We start from the raw sequence: 16,304 nt of genomic DNA, 5'->3' as shown, positions 1-16,304 counted from the left end.
GTAGTATGACGTCCGATCAGTGCGTGACGACCGATCGGTCTCCGGTGCAGCGCAAGGGTGCGCGCTCGCAGTAAGGGATGGCATGTCCATATTCACCGACCTGGCTCACCAGTACATCGACGGCGAATGGCTGGCCGGCACCGGTTCGTGGGACATCATCGACGTCAACCCGTACAACGGGGAGAAGCTCGCGGCCATCACCGTCGCCACCGTCGAGCAGGTGGACCAGGCGTACCGCGGCGCCGAGCGCGCCCAGCGGACCTGGGCCGCCACCAGCCCGTACGGCAGACGCGCGGTCCTGGAGCGGGCCCTTCGCATCACCGAGGAGCGCGAGAAGGAGATCGTCGAGGCGATGATCGACGAGCTCGGCGGGACCCGTCCCAAGGCCGAGTACGAGGTCCGCCTCGCCCAGGAGTTCATCCGCGAGGCGATCCAGCTGGCCATCCGCCCCGAGGGCCGCATCCTGGCCTCGCCGGTCGCGGGCAAGGAGAACCGGGTCCAGCGGCTCCCGGTCGGCGTCGTCACCGTGATCAGCCCCTTCAACTTCCCCTTCCTGGTCACCCTGAAGTCCGTCGCCCCCGCCCTGGCCCTGGGCAACGCGGTCGTGATCAAGCCGAACCAGAACGCCCCGGTGGTCGGCGGCGGGGTCATCGCCAAGATCTTCGAGGACGCGGGGCTCCCGGCCGGGCTGCTCAACGTCCTGGTCACCGACATCGCCGAGATAGGCGACGCCCTCCTGACCCACCCCGTCCCCAAGGTCATCTCCTTCGCCGGCTCCGACCGGGTCGGGCGCCACGTCGGCGCGGTCGCCGCCCGCCACTTCAAACGGACCGTCCTGGAGCTCAGCGGCAACAGCGCGCTGGTCGTCCTCGACGACGCCGACATCGACTACGCGGTGGACGCGGCCGTCTTCAGCCGGTTCGTCTACCAGGGCCAGGTCTGTATGGCCGCCAACCGCATCCTGGTCGACGCCTCGGTCGCGCCCGAGTTCACCGAGAAGTTCACGGCACGCGTGCGCGCCCTGAAGACGGGCGACCCGCACGACGCCGACACCCACATCGGCCCGCTGATCAACTCCTTCCAGGCCGACGCCCTGACCGCGCTCGTGGACCGCGCCGTGGCGTCCGGGGCGCAGGCCCTCGTCCGCGGGTCTACGCGCGGCAACCTGGTCGAACCCACCGTCCTGGCCGGGCTCCCCGAGGACTCCCCGCTGCTGGCGCAGGAGATCTTCGGCCCGGTGGCCCTGCTGATGGTCTTCGACGGCGAGGACGAGGCGGTCCGGCTGACCAACGCGACCCCGTACGGGCTGAGCGGCGCGGTGCACACCCGGGACGTGGAGCGCGGCGTCCGCTTCGCGCAGCGGATCGAGACCGGGATGATGCACGTCAACGACTCCACCATCGGGGACGACCCGCTGGCGGCCTTCGGCGGCGAGAAGGCGTCGGGCCTGGGCCGGCTGAACGGCGACGCGACGGTGGAGGCGTTCACCACCCAGAAGTGGATCTCGGTCCAGCACGGCCGCACCCACTTCCCTTTCTAGTGCTGTGACCGGAAAGGTTTGCCGGTAGGCCCGCGGCGTCCGGTGCGGTGGATCGCAAGGCGGAGGGCCACGGCTTGTACTGGACGTACTTGCGTGGTCCGACAACGCGGCGAGGCGCCGTGCCGGGCGTCGAGGGCCGGTGAACCTTTCCGGTCACAGCACTAGACACCGCCCGTTCTGGACACCGCCCGTTCCCGGCACGGGGTGTCCGGCCCGGGCGGATGGGTAGGGTCGGTGCCCACCGACCCGGGAGAGACGCAGTGGCCGCCGACATCGTGATCGTGCAGACGACCATCGACGACGAAGAGGACGCGAGGCACCTGGCCCGGGGCGCGGTGGAGGCCCGGCTGGCCGCGTGCGCGCACATCGACGCCCCTCTCACCGCGGTCTACCGCTGGAAGGGGACCATCGAGACGGCCAAGGAGTGGCGCGTCTCCTTCAAGACCACGCAGGGCCGTCTGCCGGCGCTCACGGAGTGGGTCGGCCAGGAACACGGCTACGCCGTGCCCGAGTGGACCGTCCTCCCGGTGGCCGGTGTCTCCGACGCCTACCGCGCGTGGGTCGTCGAGGAGACCACCGCCGTCCAGCCGGAACTTTGAGGACACGACCTAGACTCGGCCGGGCGTACGGCAGGCTTCCGGGGGAGAGACCGAGTTGAGCAACATACCGGAGACCGGGCGGACCCCTCGGGTCCAGAACCGGCTCGTCGTGATCCAGGTGGTCGTCCTCTCGCTCCTGCTCACCCTCGGCGGGCGCCTCTGGTACCTCCAGATACGCAACGGCCAGGAGTACACGGACCAGGCCCGCGACAACCACCTCCAACAGGTCGTCCAGCCCGCCGTGCGCGGCTCGATCCTGGACTCCCGCGGGGTCCCGCTCGCCGGCAACGAGGCCCGGCTCGTCGTCTCCGCGGGCCGCACCGAGCTGCTCGCCATGAAGGACAGGGGCAAGGCCGTCCTGACCCGCCTCGCCGGGGTCCTGGACCTGAAGCCCGAGGACGTCGTCAACAAGGTCCGGCTCTGCGACGCCAAGACCCCGCAGCCCTGCTGGAACGGCTCCCCGTACCAGCCCATCCCCGTCACCGACGAGGCGACCACCGAACAGGTCCTCCAGATACGCGAGCACGCCGAGGAGTTCCCGGGCATCACCGCCGAACCGGCCGCCCTGCGCCACTACCCCGCGCCCGAGGGCGCCAACACCTCCCAGGTGCTCGGCTACCTCTCCCCGGTCACCGACGCCGAGATCGCCAAGGCCAAGAACTCCGATTCCCCCTACCTCCGCTCCGACCAGGTGGGCCGCTCGGGTCTGGAGCGCACGTACGACAAGGAGCTGCGCGGCAAGGCCGGCATCACCCGCTATGAGGTGGACAACCTCGGCCGGGTCATTGGGCAGGGGGAGAGCGACCCGGCCCGGCCCGGCGCGAACATCGTGACCTCGCTCGACTCCCGGGTGCAGGCGGTGGCCGAGGCCGAGCTGAACCAGGCGATGGTCGAGGCCCGCAAGACGTACGACAAGAACACGAGCCGCACCTACGAGGCCGACTCGGGCGCCGTCGTCGTCATGGAGTCCCGGACCGGCCGCGTCGTCGCGATGGCCTCCAACCCGACCTACGACCCCAACGCCTGGGTCGGAGGCATCTCCGCCAAGGAGTACGCCGCGCTCACCGCCAAGAACTCCAACTACCCGCTGCTGAACCGGGCGATACAGGTCCAGGCGGCGCCCGGCTCCATCTTCAAGGTGGTCTCCTCGACCGCCGCGGTCAACGCCGGGTACCCCTTCCACAGCCGCTACCCCTGCCCGAGCGCGTACTCGGTCGGCAACCAGACCTTCACGAACTTCGAGTCCCAGGGGTACGGGGACATCACCATCGGCCGGGCCCTGGAAGTCTCCTGCGACACCGTCTACTACGCCCTCGCGGACAAGGAGTGGAAGAAGGACGGCGGGATCACCCCGAAGAAGAACCCGGCCGACTGGTTCCTGAGGACCGCCCACGAGTTCGGCCTCGGCCGGCCCACCGGCATCGACCTGCCGAACGAGGTCGCGGGCCGGGTCCCCGACCGGCAGTGGAAGCGGGACTTCTTCGAGGCCAACAAGGCCGCGTGGTGCCGGGACGGCAAGAAGAACGGCACCTTCGCGGAGAAGATCGCCTACGAGAACTGCCGCCAGGGCCACCAGATGCGCGAGGGCGACGCCATCAACTACTCCATCGGCCAGGGCGACACCCTGGTCACCCCGGTCCAGATGGCGTCCGTCTACGCGGCCATCGCCAACGGCGGCACCCTCCACCAGCCCGGCGTCGGCCGCGCGGTCGTCAGCGCCGACGGCACCTCGGTCCGGGAGATCGAGCCGAAGGTCCAGGGCCGGCTGCCGATGGACGGGAGGACCCGCGAGGACATCGAGGGCGCCCTCGCCTCCGTCGCCACCACGGGCAGCGCCGCCTGGCGGTTCGTCGGCTGGCCGCAGAAGCAGATTCCCATGCACGCCAAGACCGGCACGGCCGAGGTGCAGGGCAAGCAGACCACCTCGTGGTTCGCCTCGTACACCGAGGACTACACGATCGTCATGACGATCTCCCAGGGCGGCACCGGCTCCGGAGCCTCCGGCCCGGCCGTGCGCAAGATCTACGAGGCGATGTACGGGCTGGACGCGACGGGCAGGCAGGACCTCTCCAAGGCCCTGCTCCCGCAGCCCCGGACCGCCCTGCCGGCGATCCGCCCGGACGGCACGATCGACCCGGCGGCGTAGGGGCGGAGTAGCGCGGAGCGGGCGGAGCGGGCGGGGCAGCGCGGGGCGGGCCGCGTGGTGTCGGGGCCGTCGGGGGGATTGCGTCCTTCGGAACGCCGAATGCGGACAAAACCTGACCTATTTGCTCCGTAGCGTGGTCTTCGTCAGCAGCACGGGCCGGTGCGAGCCAGCACGAGCCGGTGCGAAGAAGCACGGAAAGGCGGTCGGCATGGTTACTTTTGTCTCCCCGGAGGTCCCCGGGGACGAGCGCGGCGCGCTCCTCTCCTTCGTGGAGTCCCAGCGCGGCGCCCTGCGCCGCTCGGTGCACGGCCTGAGCGAGGCACAGGCGGCATCCTGTCCCAGCGCGAGCGAGCTCACGCTGGCGGGGCTGCTCAAGCACTCCGCCGAGGTCGAGCTGAACTGGCTGCGCCTCGCCCAGCAGCAGCCGAACGAGAGGCAGCGGTCACAGGAGACCTGGGCCGACGGCTTCCGGCTGGTAGGGGCCGAGACGGTCGCGGAGGTCCTGGCCTTCTGGGACGACGTCGCGGCGCAGACGGAGCGGTTCGCCGCCGGGCTGCCCGCCGCGGGCGGCCTGGACCGGACCTTCCCGCTGCCACCGGCGCCGTGGTTCCCCGAGGACGGCAAGGTCTCGGTGCGCTGGATGCTGCTGCACCTGGTCGAGGAGTTCGCCCGGCACGCGGGGCACGCGGACATCGTCCGCGAGTCCCTGGACGGCAGGACCTCGCTGGAGCTGGTGGAGCTGGCCTCGGGACAGTCCTGGGGGCAGTCCGGCGACGCTTCCCCCGGCCCGGCCTGAGGACGGGTACCCAGGTCCCGCCGGGCGTGTTTCACGTGAAACACGCCCGGCGGGACCTGGGTACCCGTCCTCAGGCCGGGCCGGGGGAAGCGTCGCCGGACTGCCCCCAGGACTGTCCCGAGGCCAGCTCCACCAGCTCCAGCGAGGTCCTGCCGTCCAGGGACTCGCGGACGATGTCCGCGTGCCCCGCGTGCCGGGCGAACTCCTCGACCAGGTGCAGCAGCATCCAGCGCACCGAGACCTTGCCGTCCTCGGGGAACCACGGCGCCGGTGGCAGCGGGAAGGTCCGGTCCAGGCCGCCCGCGGCGGGCAGCCCGGCGGCGAACCGCTCCGTCTGCGCCGCGACGTCGTCCCAGAAGGCCAGGACCTCCGCGACCGTCTCGGCCCCTACCAGCCGGAAGCCGTCGGCCCAGGTCTCCTGTGACCGCTGCCTCTCGTTCGGCTGCTGCTGGGCGAGGCGCAGCCAGTTCAGCTCGACCTCGGCGGAGTGCTTGAGCAGCCCCGCCAGCGTGAGCTCGCTCGCGCTGGGACAGGATGCCGCCTGTGCCTCGCTCAGGCCGTGCACCGAGCGGCGCAGGGCGCCGCGCTGGGACTCCACGAAGGAGAGGAGCGCGCCGCGCTCGTCCCCGGGGACCTCCGGGGAGACAAAAGTAACCATGCCGACCGCCTTTCCGTGCTTCTTCGCACCGGCTCGTGCTGGCTCGCACCGGCCCGTGCTGCTGACGAAGACCACGCTACGGAGCAAATAGGTCAGGTTTTGTCCGCATTCGGCGTTCCGAAGGACGCAATCCCCCCGACGGCCCCGACACCACGCGGCCCGCCCCGCGCTGCCCCGCCCGCTCCGCCCGCTCCGCGCTACTCCGCCCCTACGCCGCCGGGTCGATCGTGCCGTCCGGGCGGATCGCCGGCAGGGCGGTCCGGGGCTGCGGGAGCAGGGCCTTGGAGAGGTCCTGCCTGCCCGTCGCGTCCAGCCCGTACATCGCCTCGTAGATCTTGCGCACGGCCGGGCCGGAGGCTCCGGAGCCGGTGCCGCCCTGGGAGATCGTCATGACGATCGTGTAGTCCTCGGTGTACGAGGCGAACCACGAGGTGGTCTGCTTGCCCTGCACCTCGGCCGTGCCGGTCTTGGCGTGCATGGGAATCTGCTTCTGCGGCCAGCCGACGAACCGCCAGGCGGCGCTGCCCGTGGTGGCGACGGAGGCGAGGGCGCCCTCGATGTCCTCGCGGGTCCTCCCGTCCATCGGCAGCCGGCCCTGGACCTTCGGCTCGATCTCCCGGACCGAGGTGCCGTCGGCGCTGACGACCGCGCGGCCGACGCCGGGCTGGTGGAGGGTGCCGCCGTTGGCGATGGCCGCGTAGACGGACGCCATCTGGACCGGGGTGACCAGGGTGTCGCCCTGGCCGATGGAGTAGTTGATGGCGTCGCCCTCGCGCATCTGGTGGCCCTGGCGGCAGTTCTCGTAGGCGATCTTCTCCGCGAAGGTGCCGTTCTTCTTGCCGTCCCGGCACCACGCGGCCTTGTTGGCCTCGAAGAAGTCCCGCTTCCACTGCCGGTCGGGGACCCGGCCCGCGACCTCGTTCGGCAGGTCGATGCCGGTGGGCCGGCCGAGGCCGAACTCGTGGGCGGTCCTCAGGAACCAGTCGGCCGGGTTCTTCTTCGGGGTGATCCCGCCGTCCTTCTTCCACTCCTTGTCCGCGAGGGCGTAGTAGACGGTGTCGCAGGAGACTTCCAGGGCCCGGCCGATGGTGATGTCCCCGTACCCCTGGGACTCGAAGTTCGTGAAGGTCTGGTTGCCGACCGAGTACGCGCTCGGGCAGGGGTAGCGGCTGTGGAAGGGGTACCCGGCGTTGACCGCGGCGGTCGAGGAGACCACCTTGAAGATGGAGCCGGGCGCCGCCTGGACCTGTATCGCCCGGTTCAGCAGCGGGTAGTTGGAGTTCTTGGCGGTGAGCGCGGCGTACTCCTTGGCGGAGATGCCTCCGACCCAGGCGTTGGGGTCGTAGGTCGGGTTGGAGGCCATCGCGACGACGCGGCCGGTCCGGGACTCCATGACGACGACGGCGCCCGAGTCGGCCTCGTAGGTGCGGCTCGTGTTCTTGTCGTACGTCTTGCGGGCCTCGACCATCGCCTGGTTCAGCTCGGCCTCGGCCACCGCCTGCACCCGGGAGTCGAGCGAGGTCACGATGTTCGCGCCGGGCCGGGCCGGGTCGCTCTCCCCCTGCCCAATGACCCGGCCGAGGTTGTCCACCTCATAGCGGGTGATGCCGGCCTTGCCGCGCAGCTCCTTGTCGTACGTGCGCTCCAGACCCGAGCGGCCCACCTGGTCGGAGCGGAGGTAGGGGGAATCGGAGTTCTTGGCCTTGGCGATCTCGGCGTCGGTGACCGGGGAGAGGTAGCCGAGCACCTGGGAGGTGTTGGCGCCCTCGGGCGCGGGGTAGTGGCGCAGGGCGGCCGGTTCGGCGGTGATGCCCGGGAACTCCTCGGCGTGCTCGCGTATCTGGAGGACCTGTTCGGTGGTCGCCTCGTCGGTGACGGGGATGGGCTGGTACGGGGAGCCGTTCCAGCAGGGCTGCGGGGTCTTGGCGTCGCAGAGCCGGACCTTGTTGACGACGTCCTCGGGCTTCAGGTCCAGGACCCCGGCGAGGCGGGTCAGGACGGCCTTGCCCCTGTCCTTCATGGCGAGCAGCTCGGTGCGGCCCGCGGAGACGACGAGCCGGGCCTCGTTGCCGGCGAGCGGGACCCCGCGGGAGTCCAGGATCGAGCCGCGCACGGCGGGCTGGACGACCTGTTGGAGGTGGTTGTCGCGGGCCTGGTCCGTGTACTCCTGGCCGTTGCGTATCTGGAGGTACCAGAGGCGCCCGCCGAGGGTGAGCAGGAGCGAGAGGACGACCACCTGGATCACGACGAGCCGGTTCTGGACCCGAGGGGTCCGCCCGGTCTCCGGTATGTTGCTCAACTCGGTCTCTCCCCCGGAAGCCTGCCGTACGCCCGGCCGAGTCTAGGTCGTGTCCTCAAAGTTCCGGCTGGACGGCGGTGGTCTCCTCGACGACCCACGCGCGGTAGGCGTCGGAGACACCGGCCACCGGGAGGACGGTCCACTCGGGCACGGCGTAGCCGTGTTCCTGGCCGACCCACTCCGTGAGCGCCGGCAGACGGCCCTGCGTGGTCTTGAAGGAGACGCGCCACTCCTTGGCCGTCTCGATGGTCCCCTTCCAGCGGTAGACCGCGGTGAGAGGGGCGTCGATGTGCGCGCACGCGGCCAGCCGGGCCTCCACCGCGCCCCGGGCCAGGTGCCTCGCGTCCTCTTCGTCGTCGATGGTCGTCTGCACGATCACGATGTCGGCGGCCACTGCGTCTCTCCCGGGTCGGTGGGCACCGACCCTACCCATCCGCCCGGGCCGGACACCCCGTGCCGGGAACGGGCGGTGTCCAGAACGGGCGGTGTCTAGTGCTGTGACCGGAAAGGTTCACCGGCCCTCGACGCCCGGCACGGCGCCTCGCCGCGTTGTCGGACCACGCAAGTACGTCCAGTACAAGCCGTGGCCCTCCGCCTTGCGATCCACCGCACCGGACGCCGCGGGCCTACCGGCAAACCTTTCCGGTCACAGCACTAGAAAGGGAAGTGGGTGCGGCCGTGCTGGACCGAGATCCACTTCTGGGTGGTGAACGCCTCCACCGTCGCGTCGCCGTTCAGCCGGCCCAGGCCCGACGCCTTCTCGCCGCCGAAGGCCGCCAGCGGGTCGTCCCCGATGGTGGAGTCGTTGACGTGCATCATCCCGGTCTCGATCCGCTGCGCGAAGCGGACGCCGCGCTCCACGTCCCGGGTGTGCACCGCGCCGCTCAGCCCGTACGGGGTCGCGTTGGTCAGCCGGACCGCCTCGTCCTCGCCGTCGAAGACCATCAGCAGGGCCACCGGGCCGAAGATCTCCTGCGCCAGCAGCGGGGAGTCCTCGGGGAGCCCGGCCAGGACGGTGGGTTCGACCAGGTTGCCGCGCGTAGACCCGCGGACGAGGGCCTGCGCCCCGGACGCCACGGCGCGGTCCACGAGCGCGGTCAGGGCGTCGGCCTGGAAGGAGTTGATCAGCGGGCCGATGTGGGTGTCGGCGTCGTGCGGGTCGCCCGTCTTCAGGGCGCGCACGCGTGCCGTGAACTTCTCGGTGAACTCGGGCGCGACCGAGGCGTCGACCAGGATGCGGTTGGCGGCCATACAGACCTGGCCCTGGTAGACGAACCGGCTGAAGACGGCCGCGTCCACCGCGTAGTCGATGTCGGCGTCGTCGAGGACGACCAGCGCGCTGTTGCCGCTGAGCTCCAGGACGGTCCGTTTGAAGTGGCGGGCGGCGACCGCGCCGACGTGGCGCCCGACCCGGTCGGAGCCGGCGAAGGAGATGACCTTGGGGACGGGGTGGGTCAGGAGGGCGTCGCCTATCTCGGCGATGTCGGTGACCAGGACGTTGAGCAGCCCGGCCGGGAGCCCCGCGTCCTCGAAGATCTTGGCGATGACCCCGCCGCCGACCACCGGGGCGTTCTGGTTCGGCTTGATCACGACCGCGTTGCCCAGGGCCAGGGCGGGGGCGACGGACTTCAGGGTGACCAGGAAGGGGAAGTTGAAGGGGCTGATCACGGTGACGACGCCGACCGGGAGCCGCTGGACCCGGTTCTCCTTGCCCGCGACCGGCGAGGCCAGGATGCGGCCCTCGGGGCGGATGGCCAGCTGGATCGCCTCGCGGATGAACTCCTGGGCGAGGCGGACCTCGTACTCGGCCTTGGGACGGGTCCCGCCGAGCTCGTCGATCATCGCCTCGACGATCTCCTTCTCGCGCTCCTCGGTGATGCGAAGGGCCCGCTCCAGGACCGCGCGTCTGCCGTACGGGCTGGTGGCGGCCCAGGTCCGCTGGGCGCGCTCGGCGCCGCGGTACGCCTGGTCCACCTGCTCGACGGTGGCGACGGTGATGGCCGCGAGCTTCTCCCCGTTGTACGGGTTGACGTCGATGATGTCCCACGAACCGGTGCCGGCCAGCCATTCGCCGTCGATGTACTGGTGAGCCAGGTCGGTGAATATGGACATGCCATCCCTTACTGCGAGCGCGCACCCTTGCGCTGCACCGGAGACCGATCGGTCGTCACGCACTGATCGGACGTCATACTACGTGCGAATCAAGACAGTTGGAGCAGTCCGCGGAGAAGATCCCTGGTCTGTTCCGGCTCGGGGCAGTCCGCCTGGAGCCGTTCCATCGCCTTCTCGTACTGCGCCACTTCCTCGTCCTTGTCCAGGTAGAGGGCGCTGGTGAGCTGTTCCAGATAGACGATGTCCTGGAGATCGGACTCGGGGAAGCGCAGCAGGGTGAAGGCTCCGCTCTCGCCCGCGTGTCCGCCGAAGGAGAAGGGCATCACCTGGAGCCGTACGTTGGGCCGTTGCGAGATCTCGACGAGGTGTTCCAGCTGACCGCGCATCACCTCGCGGTCGCCGTAGGGGCGGCGCAGCGCGGCCTCGTCCAGAACGGCGTGAAAGATGGTGGTGCTCTCGGAGACGAGGACCTTCTGCCGCTCCAGCCGCAGGGCGACGCGGCGGTCGATCTCGGCGGGGGTGGCGCCCGGCATGCCGCGGCTGACGACGGCGTGGGCGTAGGCCTCGGTCTGCAACAGGCCGTGGACGAACTGGACTTCGTAGATGCGGATGAGGGAGGCGGCGCCCTCCAGGCCCACGTAGGTCTGGAACCACCCGGGCAGCACGTCGCCGTAGCTGTGCCACCAGCCCGCCGCGTTGGCCTCCCGGACCAGTCCCAGCAGGGACTCGCGCTCCGCGCCGTCCGTGACTCCGTAGAGCGTGAGGAGGTCCTCGACGTCCCTGGCCTTGAAGCTCACCCTTCCCAACTCCAAGCGGCTGATCTTCGATTCGGATGCGCGGATCGAGTAGCCGGCCGCTTCCCGGGTGATGCCGCGGGATTCACGGAGCCGCCTGAGCTGCGAGCCCAGGAGGATGCGACGCACCACGGAACCGCTGGCTTCTGCGGTCACTTGTCCTTCCCTCCCCATCGCAATGGTGTGCGCGGGGCCCCCGTACCCCAGGGCCGCAGTCTGCCACCAAAACGCATCTGACCGTACTCGTTCCGTAACGGAAACCATCCGACGGTAAAAGAAGTTCGTAAGTCTGCGCAGGAAGAAATGAGCAAGAACCGGCACGGGAACGGACAGGTCCGGCGCGTGCACGTGCATCTGCCCTTGCATCCGGCTGCGGCATTCGGAACGATGGTGCCGCGCACCTGCGTGTACTTCACGCCGGGGCCCGACCCACCCCGCTGTTCCGCTCCGTCCGCGAATCCCGGGAGTGCCTCGCATGGGGACGAATGGATCGACCGTGCTTGAGCCGTTACGGCAGGGGCTGCCCCCGGTCGACCCCACGGCTGTCTCCGGGTCCGCGTCGTGTGCTCTGCCCGCCCGCTACGAAGCCGTGCGCGGCGCGCGCTCGTTCACGCGTTCGACATTGGCCCAGTGGGGCCTGGACCATCGTTTCGACGATGTCTCCCTGGTCGTCTCGGAACTCGTCACCAACGCGCTGCGCCATGCCCTGCCGGACGACGTCCGGGGGCCCGCCGCCGAGGCGGAACCGCCGGTACGGCTGCACTTGATGCGGTGGAGCACCCGGCTGGTGTGCGCGGTGCGGGACCCCAGCGAGGACCGGCCCGGCGGGTCCTTCTCGCCGGAGCGGACGGAGGAGAACGTCGACCTGGAGTCGGGGCGCGGGCTCTTCCTGGTGGACGCGTACAGCGACAACTGGGGCTGGCACCCGCTCGCGGGGCGGCTGACCGGCAAGGTGGTCTGGGCGCTCTTCCTGCTCCACGACTGAGCGGCCCGCCCGCCGCCGCCACCGCGCGCGGGGAACCGCCGCGGACAGGGCGGCGGACAGGGCGAGGGCAGGACCGGGAAGCAGGACCGGGACAGGACCGGGATCAGGACAACTGGCCGGGGTTGATCATTGCGATCAGTCCCGGCCAGTGCACGTGCATGGCGCGAATCAGCGCACTGTTCCGTCGCGCGGCCGGGCTCCTGCGGCCTTTCGGCCTTCGGCCCCGTCAGCTGATCAGATGGTCGAACTCGCCGTCCTTGACGCCGAGCAGCATGGCCTCTATCTCGGCCGGTGTGTACACGAGCGCCGGCCCTTCCGGATGGCGCGAGTTGCGTACGGCGACAGCTCCGCCCGGCAGCTTCGCGAACTCCACACAAGAACCCTGCGAGTTGCTGTGTCTGCTCTTCTGCCAGGTCAGCCCGAACAAAGAAGCGAGTTCTGCAGCCGCCATCCCGTTGTACGCGTGGTCCACAGGAAGCCCCCGATAGTGCAGATGTCAACTGCACCGGATCATAGCTGTGTTCACAGGGGGCTGCACGGGCAGATGCACGTGCACGCGCGGTGCTCCCTTGATCACTCTCAGGGGCGGAGGGCTGCGGAAACCTCCTCCAGGGAGTCGAGGAGCTGCTCCGCCGCCCCCCTCAGCACACCCGTCTCCGGAGCCTCCCACGTCGCCAGCAGGGACCGGACCCCGCCCCACTCCGGGACCCGGCGTTCGCGCACCGCCTTCGCCGCCGCCTCGGTGGCCGTACGCAGGGCCTCCGCGAGCTGTGCCGCGCCCGGGACCGGCTCGTGGGCGCGGTCCGGGAGGTGGGCTTCGAGGAGCATGGCGCCCCGGCCCAGCGCCGCCAGGGCCTCGCCCGCCCCGTCTGCCGCCGCGCGGGACAGACCCCGGTGGCGCACCGGCTCCCCGGCGGCCCGCTCCAGCGCGTCCTGCCAGGCGATCCGGGCGGCGCGGGCGGCGAGCAGGGCCTCGCGGACATCGGCGCGACGGGCCCCGGCCGGGTCGGCGTACTGGCCGAGCACGGCCGCCGCGTACCGTCCGTCGGCCGCGACCCAGTCGGCCAGCCGGGTCCGCAGCCGGGGGGTCTCCCAGGCCGGGTAGAGGGCGTACCCGAGCATGGCGAGGACCCCGCCGACCAGGGTGAGGGCGACCCGGTCGGGCACGGTCTGGTCCAGGTCGGCGCCGCCCATGCCGAGCAGGAAGACGACGTAGGCGGAGACGAAGACCTGGGTGACGGCGTAGCCGGTGCGCATCAGGACGTACATCAGGCCGGCGCTGACCACGGCGAGGAGCCCCGACAGGTAGGTGCCGGGGTGGGCGAGCTGCACGACGGCGGAGGCGGCGGCGACCCCGACCAGGGTGCCGCCGAAGCGGGCGACGGCCCGGGAGTAGGTCTGGCTGAAGTCCGGCCGCATCACCATGACGGAGGTCATCGGGGCCCAGTAGGCGTGCCCGAGCGGCAGCGCGTGGCCGATCAGGTAGCCCGCGCAGGCCACGGCGGTGACCCGCACGGCGTGCCGCAGGACGGGCGAGCCCGGGCGCAGCTCGGCCCGGACCGCCCGCAGGACCTCCGGCACCATGGCGAGCAGCGTGGGCCGCAGCATCGACGACCCGGGATCGGCGGTCCGGCCCGACCGCGGCGCGGCCGTCTCCAGGACGTCGTCCAGCAGGGCGGCGAGCCGGCGCGCGGCCCGCAGCGGCGCGCCCTGGAGGAGCTCCGCCGTGTCGGGGGCGTTCAGCACGGCGAGGGCGGGCGCGGGGAGGCGTACGGGTTCCCCGTGCCGGATCGCCCGCGCGGCGGCGTCCAGGACCGACCCGGAGGCGGCGAGCAGTTCCCGTACGCGGTCCCGGGCCGGGCCCTCGGCGGGGGCGCCCACGGCCGGGTCGGCGAGCGAGGCCAGCACCGGCCGGACGCGTTCCGCCAGCCCGCGCGCCCCTTGCAGCTCGGCGGGGCGCCGCCGGGCCTGGCCCCGGGTGACGGTCGCGGCGGCGCGGGCCCGCATCAGGGGCTCCGGGTCGAAGGGGGCGACGGGGTCGTGGCGCAGACGGCGGGCGTAGTCGGCCTCGGCGGCGAGCGCGTCGGCGAGGGCGTCGCGCTGGGCGCCCCAGCGGCGGACGGGGAAGAGGACGATCAGCAGCGCCTGCACCACCCCGCCCGCGGCGATCATCGCGGCGTGCACGGCGGCCTGCGGCACGGAGGTGGGCAGGGTGACGGTGACCAGCATGATCGCGACGTTGCCGGAGGCGATCATCCCGGCGGTGGGCCCGGCCGCCCACATCAGCCCCGACGCGAAGGTCCAGACGGCGAGGAGGGCCAGGAAGAGCACGGTCAGCGAGGAGCCGACGAGGTAGCCGACGAAGGTGGAGAAGGAGAGGGTCAGCCCGGCGGCGAGGGCCAGGACGGGGCGCGGGCGCCAGCTCTTCTGGAAGGTGGCGACGGCGGCCATGAAGGCCCCGAACGCGGAACTGGCGGCGGCGGCCGGACCGAGGAGGAGGAGCCCGAAGGCGATGACGAGGGCGAGCCCGAAGGCGGACCGCAGCGCGACGAGCGGCTCCAGGCGGGCCCGCTCGACCGTCATGCCCGACCGGGTGGTGTCCCTCAGCGCCCGGAGCCAGCCCATGCCGCCGAGAGTAGCTGTTTTCGGCACTTCTGCTGATTTGTACGGCACTCCCGCGCGGCCGTTCCCCGGGCCGGGCCGGGGCCGGACTCGGGCCGGGCAGCCGGCCGGGGGCGGCCCGCTCCGACCCCGGGCGGGTGGTCCCCGTACCCGCCGCCCGCCCGCGCGCGCCGGGGGCTAGCGCGGCAGCGGGTGGCGGGCGGCGCCCATGTGGGCGCGGTCGGCGGCGGCCGTGCCGTCCTCCCAGCCCGCGTGGTCGGTGGCGCCGCGCAGCCGGGTGGTGGTGGTCCGGGGGAACATCTCGTCCGCCCGGGAGGTGACCGCGACGTCGCGGGCGACCAGGGCGGGCAGGTTGTCCGGGGCCTCGGCGGCCGTGTGCGCGGCGGTCTCGGTGAGCCGCTGGCCGAGACGGCTGGCGTAGGCGAGCAGGAAGGACTGCCGGAACGCCTTCGTCCGCTTGCGTCCGCCGGAGCGCTGCGCCGCCTCCGCGCGGGTCATCGCCGCCGTGCCCTGCACGAGCAGCGAGGTGTGGAGCAGCTCCACCGCCTCCAGGTCGCTCTCGAAGCCGACCACGGTGGAGAACCCGAAGCCGCTGTTCCACACCGCCCGGCAGCGGTTGGCGGTGGCGACCGCGTCGAGCAGGACCGCCTTGGCCTCCTCGTACGGCGGCTCGACGCCGATCCGGCAGGCCCCGGGCACCTGGGCCGGGCGGCCACCGCGCGCCGCGAGCAGCGCCTCGTCCACGGTGTGCCGGGCCATCAGCTCCTGGGCCTTGGCGCTGAGCGCCTCCGCCTCCTCCGGGAAGGTGGTGGCCTCCGCCTTCGCGAGCAGGGCCCGTATCCGGCCCAGCATGCGCGGCTCGATGTGGGCCCCCACCGACAGGCCCGACAGGCCCGACAGGTCGGCCGGGTCGCCGGGGAGCGGGCCCACCGGCTCGATCGACGGCAGCCGGACCAGCAGCCGGAACACCTCCAGGACGGCGGTGGCGAGGGTGAACCGGTCCGTCCGCTCCCGCCCGGCGAGCCGGTCGGCGTAGGCCGTGTCCTCACCCCACCAGGCCCCGGTGCCGTGGCCGGGACCGGGCACGGTCACCGTCCACCGCGCGGGGAGCCGGGGGTAGCGGCGCGCCTCGGCGGCCATGACGTCCCCGGCGATCCGCAGGTGCCGCTCGTCGAGGTCCCGGCGGACCAGCCGCAGCACGTCGGCCGGCCGCCAGCCCCGCTCCCACGCCTGCCGTACGTACGCCTCCCCGCGCGCCAGCAGCTCCCGCCCGACCCCGGCCCACCGGTCCGGCTCGGCCGCGAGGAGGGAGGCCCCGGTGTCCAGGCCGGTGTCGTCCTGGGCGTAGAGGGCGGCGGCGAAGGCACGGTCGACGGTCTCGGCAGGCTCGTTCACACCGTCCAGCTTGGCATGTCCGCCCGGGTGGCCCGGTCGCCACGGCTCCCGAGGGGCGGCCCGCCGACCGGCTCCGGGCGGCGCGCTCCCGGCCCTCGTTCCCGGTCCTCGTTCCCCGGTCCTGTCAGACCCCGGCCCTGTCAGACCCCGGTGGGAGACTCGTACTCGTGAGCGACCACGCGGAGCGGTGGGCCCTGGCCGAGGACGGGGACGGCTGGTGGCACGCCGCGCCCGTACCCGCCGTACCCGCGCCCGTGCCCCCCGCACCCGTGTCCGTACCCGCCGCGCCCGGGTACGCGTACGCCGCTTCCGCGCACCCCACGGGCGGCGCGGCGGCCGGTTCCGGGGCCGGCGGTGA

11 protein-coding genes and 2 pseudogenes are annotated in these 16,304 nt (G+C 72.0%); 5 read left to right on the top strand and 8 right to left on the bottom strand.

Annotated features, from left to right (window positions below):
- The first annotated feature begins 82 nt into the window (after positions 1-82).
- The 4 genes and pseudogenes from ACIA5F_RS12220 (at position 83) to ACIA5F_RS12205 (ending at position 5,081) form a co-directional block, all read left to right on the top strand.
- Positions 83-1,540 (top strand): aldehyde dehydrogenase family protein, encoded by a 1,458-nt coding sequence (locus tag ACIA5F_RS12220; RefSeq protein ID WP_399351969.1) that lies wholly within the window; start codon positions 83-85, stop codon positions 1,538-1,540.
- 260 nt (positions 1,541-1,800) lie between these two features.
- Positions 1,801-2,139, top strand: a complete 339-nt coding sequence (gene cutA, locus ACIA5F_RS12215) for a divalent-cation tolerance protein CutA (RefSeq protein ID WP_399351971.1) — start codon at positions 1,801-1,803, stop codon at positions 2,137-2,139.
- Positions 2,140-2,194: 55 nt separating this feature from the next.
- Positions 2,195-4,273: pseudogene (mrdA, locus tag ACIA5F_RS12210) on the top strand (penicillin-binding protein 2); the annotation flags it as partial.
- Between the two features lie 220 nt (positions 4,274-4,493).
- Entirely contained in the window at positions 4,494-5,081 is a 588-nt protein-coding gene (locus ACIA5F_RS12205) for a DinB family protein (RefSeq protein WP_399351973.1), read from the top strand.
- Positions 5,082-5,151: 70 nt separating this feature from the next.
- Here ACIA5F_RS12205 and ACIA5F_RS12200 read toward each other — a convergent pair whose 3' ends face one another.
- The 5 genes and pseudogenes from ACIA5F_RS12200 to ACIA5F_RS12180 all read right to left on the bottom strand — a co-directional run bounded on the left by ACIA5F_RS12200 (position 5,152) and on the right by ACIA5F_RS12180 (position 11,118).
- Entirely contained in the window at positions 5,152-5,739 is a 588-nt protein-coding gene (locus tag ACIA5F_RS12200) for a DinB family protein (RefSeq protein WP_399351973.1), read from the bottom strand.
- Positions 5,740-5,959: 220 nt separating this feature from the next.
- A pseudogene (gene mrdA, locus ACIA5F_RS12195) lies at positions 5,960-8,038 on the bottom strand (penicillin-binding protein 2); the annotation flags it as partial.
- Between the two features lie 55 nt (positions 8,039-8,093).
- Positions 8,094-8,432 carry a divalent-cation tolerance protein CutA gene (gene cutA, locus ACIA5F_RS12190; protein ID WP_399351971.1) on the bottom strand — a complete coding sequence of 113 codons (339 nt, stop codon included), beginning with the start codon at positions 8,430-8,432 and terminating at the stop codon, positions 8,094-8,096.
- Positions 8,433-8,692: 260 nt separating this feature from the next.
- The gene (locus ACIA5F_RS12185; RefSeq protein WP_399351969.1) at positions 8,693-10,150 is read right to left on the bottom strand and encodes an aldehyde dehydrogenase family protein; all 1,458 of its coding nucleotides are present in this window, start codon (positions 10,148-10,150) and stop codon (positions 8,693-8,695) included.
- An 89-nt stretch (positions 10,151-10,239) separates the two neighbouring features.
- Positions 10,240-11,118 carry a helix-turn-helix domain-containing protein gene (locus ACIA5F_RS12180; RefSeq protein WP_399351967.1) on the bottom strand — a complete coding sequence of 293 codons (879 nt, stop codon included), beginning with the start codon at positions 11,116-11,118 and terminating at the stop codon, positions 10,240-10,242.
- Positions 11,119-11,419: 301 nt separating this feature from the next.
- Here ACIA5F_RS12180 and ACIA5F_RS12175 point away from each other — a divergent pair, with 301 nt between their 5' ends.
- Positions 11,420-11,929 (top strand): ATP-binding protein, encoded by a 510-nt coding sequence (locus ACIA5F_RS12175; RefSeq protein WP_399351965.1) that lies wholly within the window; start codon positions 11,420-11,422, stop codon positions 11,927-11,929.
- A gap of 226 nt (positions 11,930-12,155) precedes the next feature.
- On the opposite strand, the gene ACIA5F_RS12170 is transcribed toward ACIA5F_RS12175, so the two are convergent.
- The 3 genes from ACIA5F_RS12170 to ACIA5F_RS12160 form a co-directional block, all read right to left on the bottom strand.
- Positions 12,156-12,401, bottom strand: coding sequence for a DUF397 domain-containing protein (locus tag ACIA5F_RS12170; RefSeq protein ID WP_399351963.1), 246 nt, complete (start codon positions 12,399-12,401; stop codon positions 12,156-12,158).
- A gap of 107 nt (positions 12,402-12,508) precedes the next feature.
- Positions 12,509-14,554 carry an FUSC family protein gene (locus ACIA5F_RS12165; RefSeq protein ID WP_399351961.1) on the bottom strand — a complete coding sequence of 682 codons (2,046 nt, stop codon included), beginning with the start codon at positions 14,552-14,554 and terminating at the stop codon, positions 12,509-12,511.
- 174 nt (positions 14,555-14,728) lie between these two features.
- Positions 14,729-15,946 carry a DUF2786 domain-containing protein gene (locus ACIA5F_RS12160; protein ID WP_399351959.1) on the bottom strand — a complete coding sequence of 406 codons (1,218 nt, stop codon included), beginning with the start codon at positions 15,944-15,946 and terminating at the stop codon, positions 14,729-14,731.
- Positions 15,947-16,304: the final 358 nt, after the last annotated feature.

This window comes from Streptomyces sp. NPDC051567 (assembly GCF_044454165.1).
GTDB lineage: Bacteria > Actinomycetota > Actinomycetes > Streptomycetales > Streptomycetaceae > Streptomyces.
The sequence above is the reverse complement of the archived record's forward strand: the minus strand, read 5'-3'. Positions and strand labels throughout refer to the sequence as shown.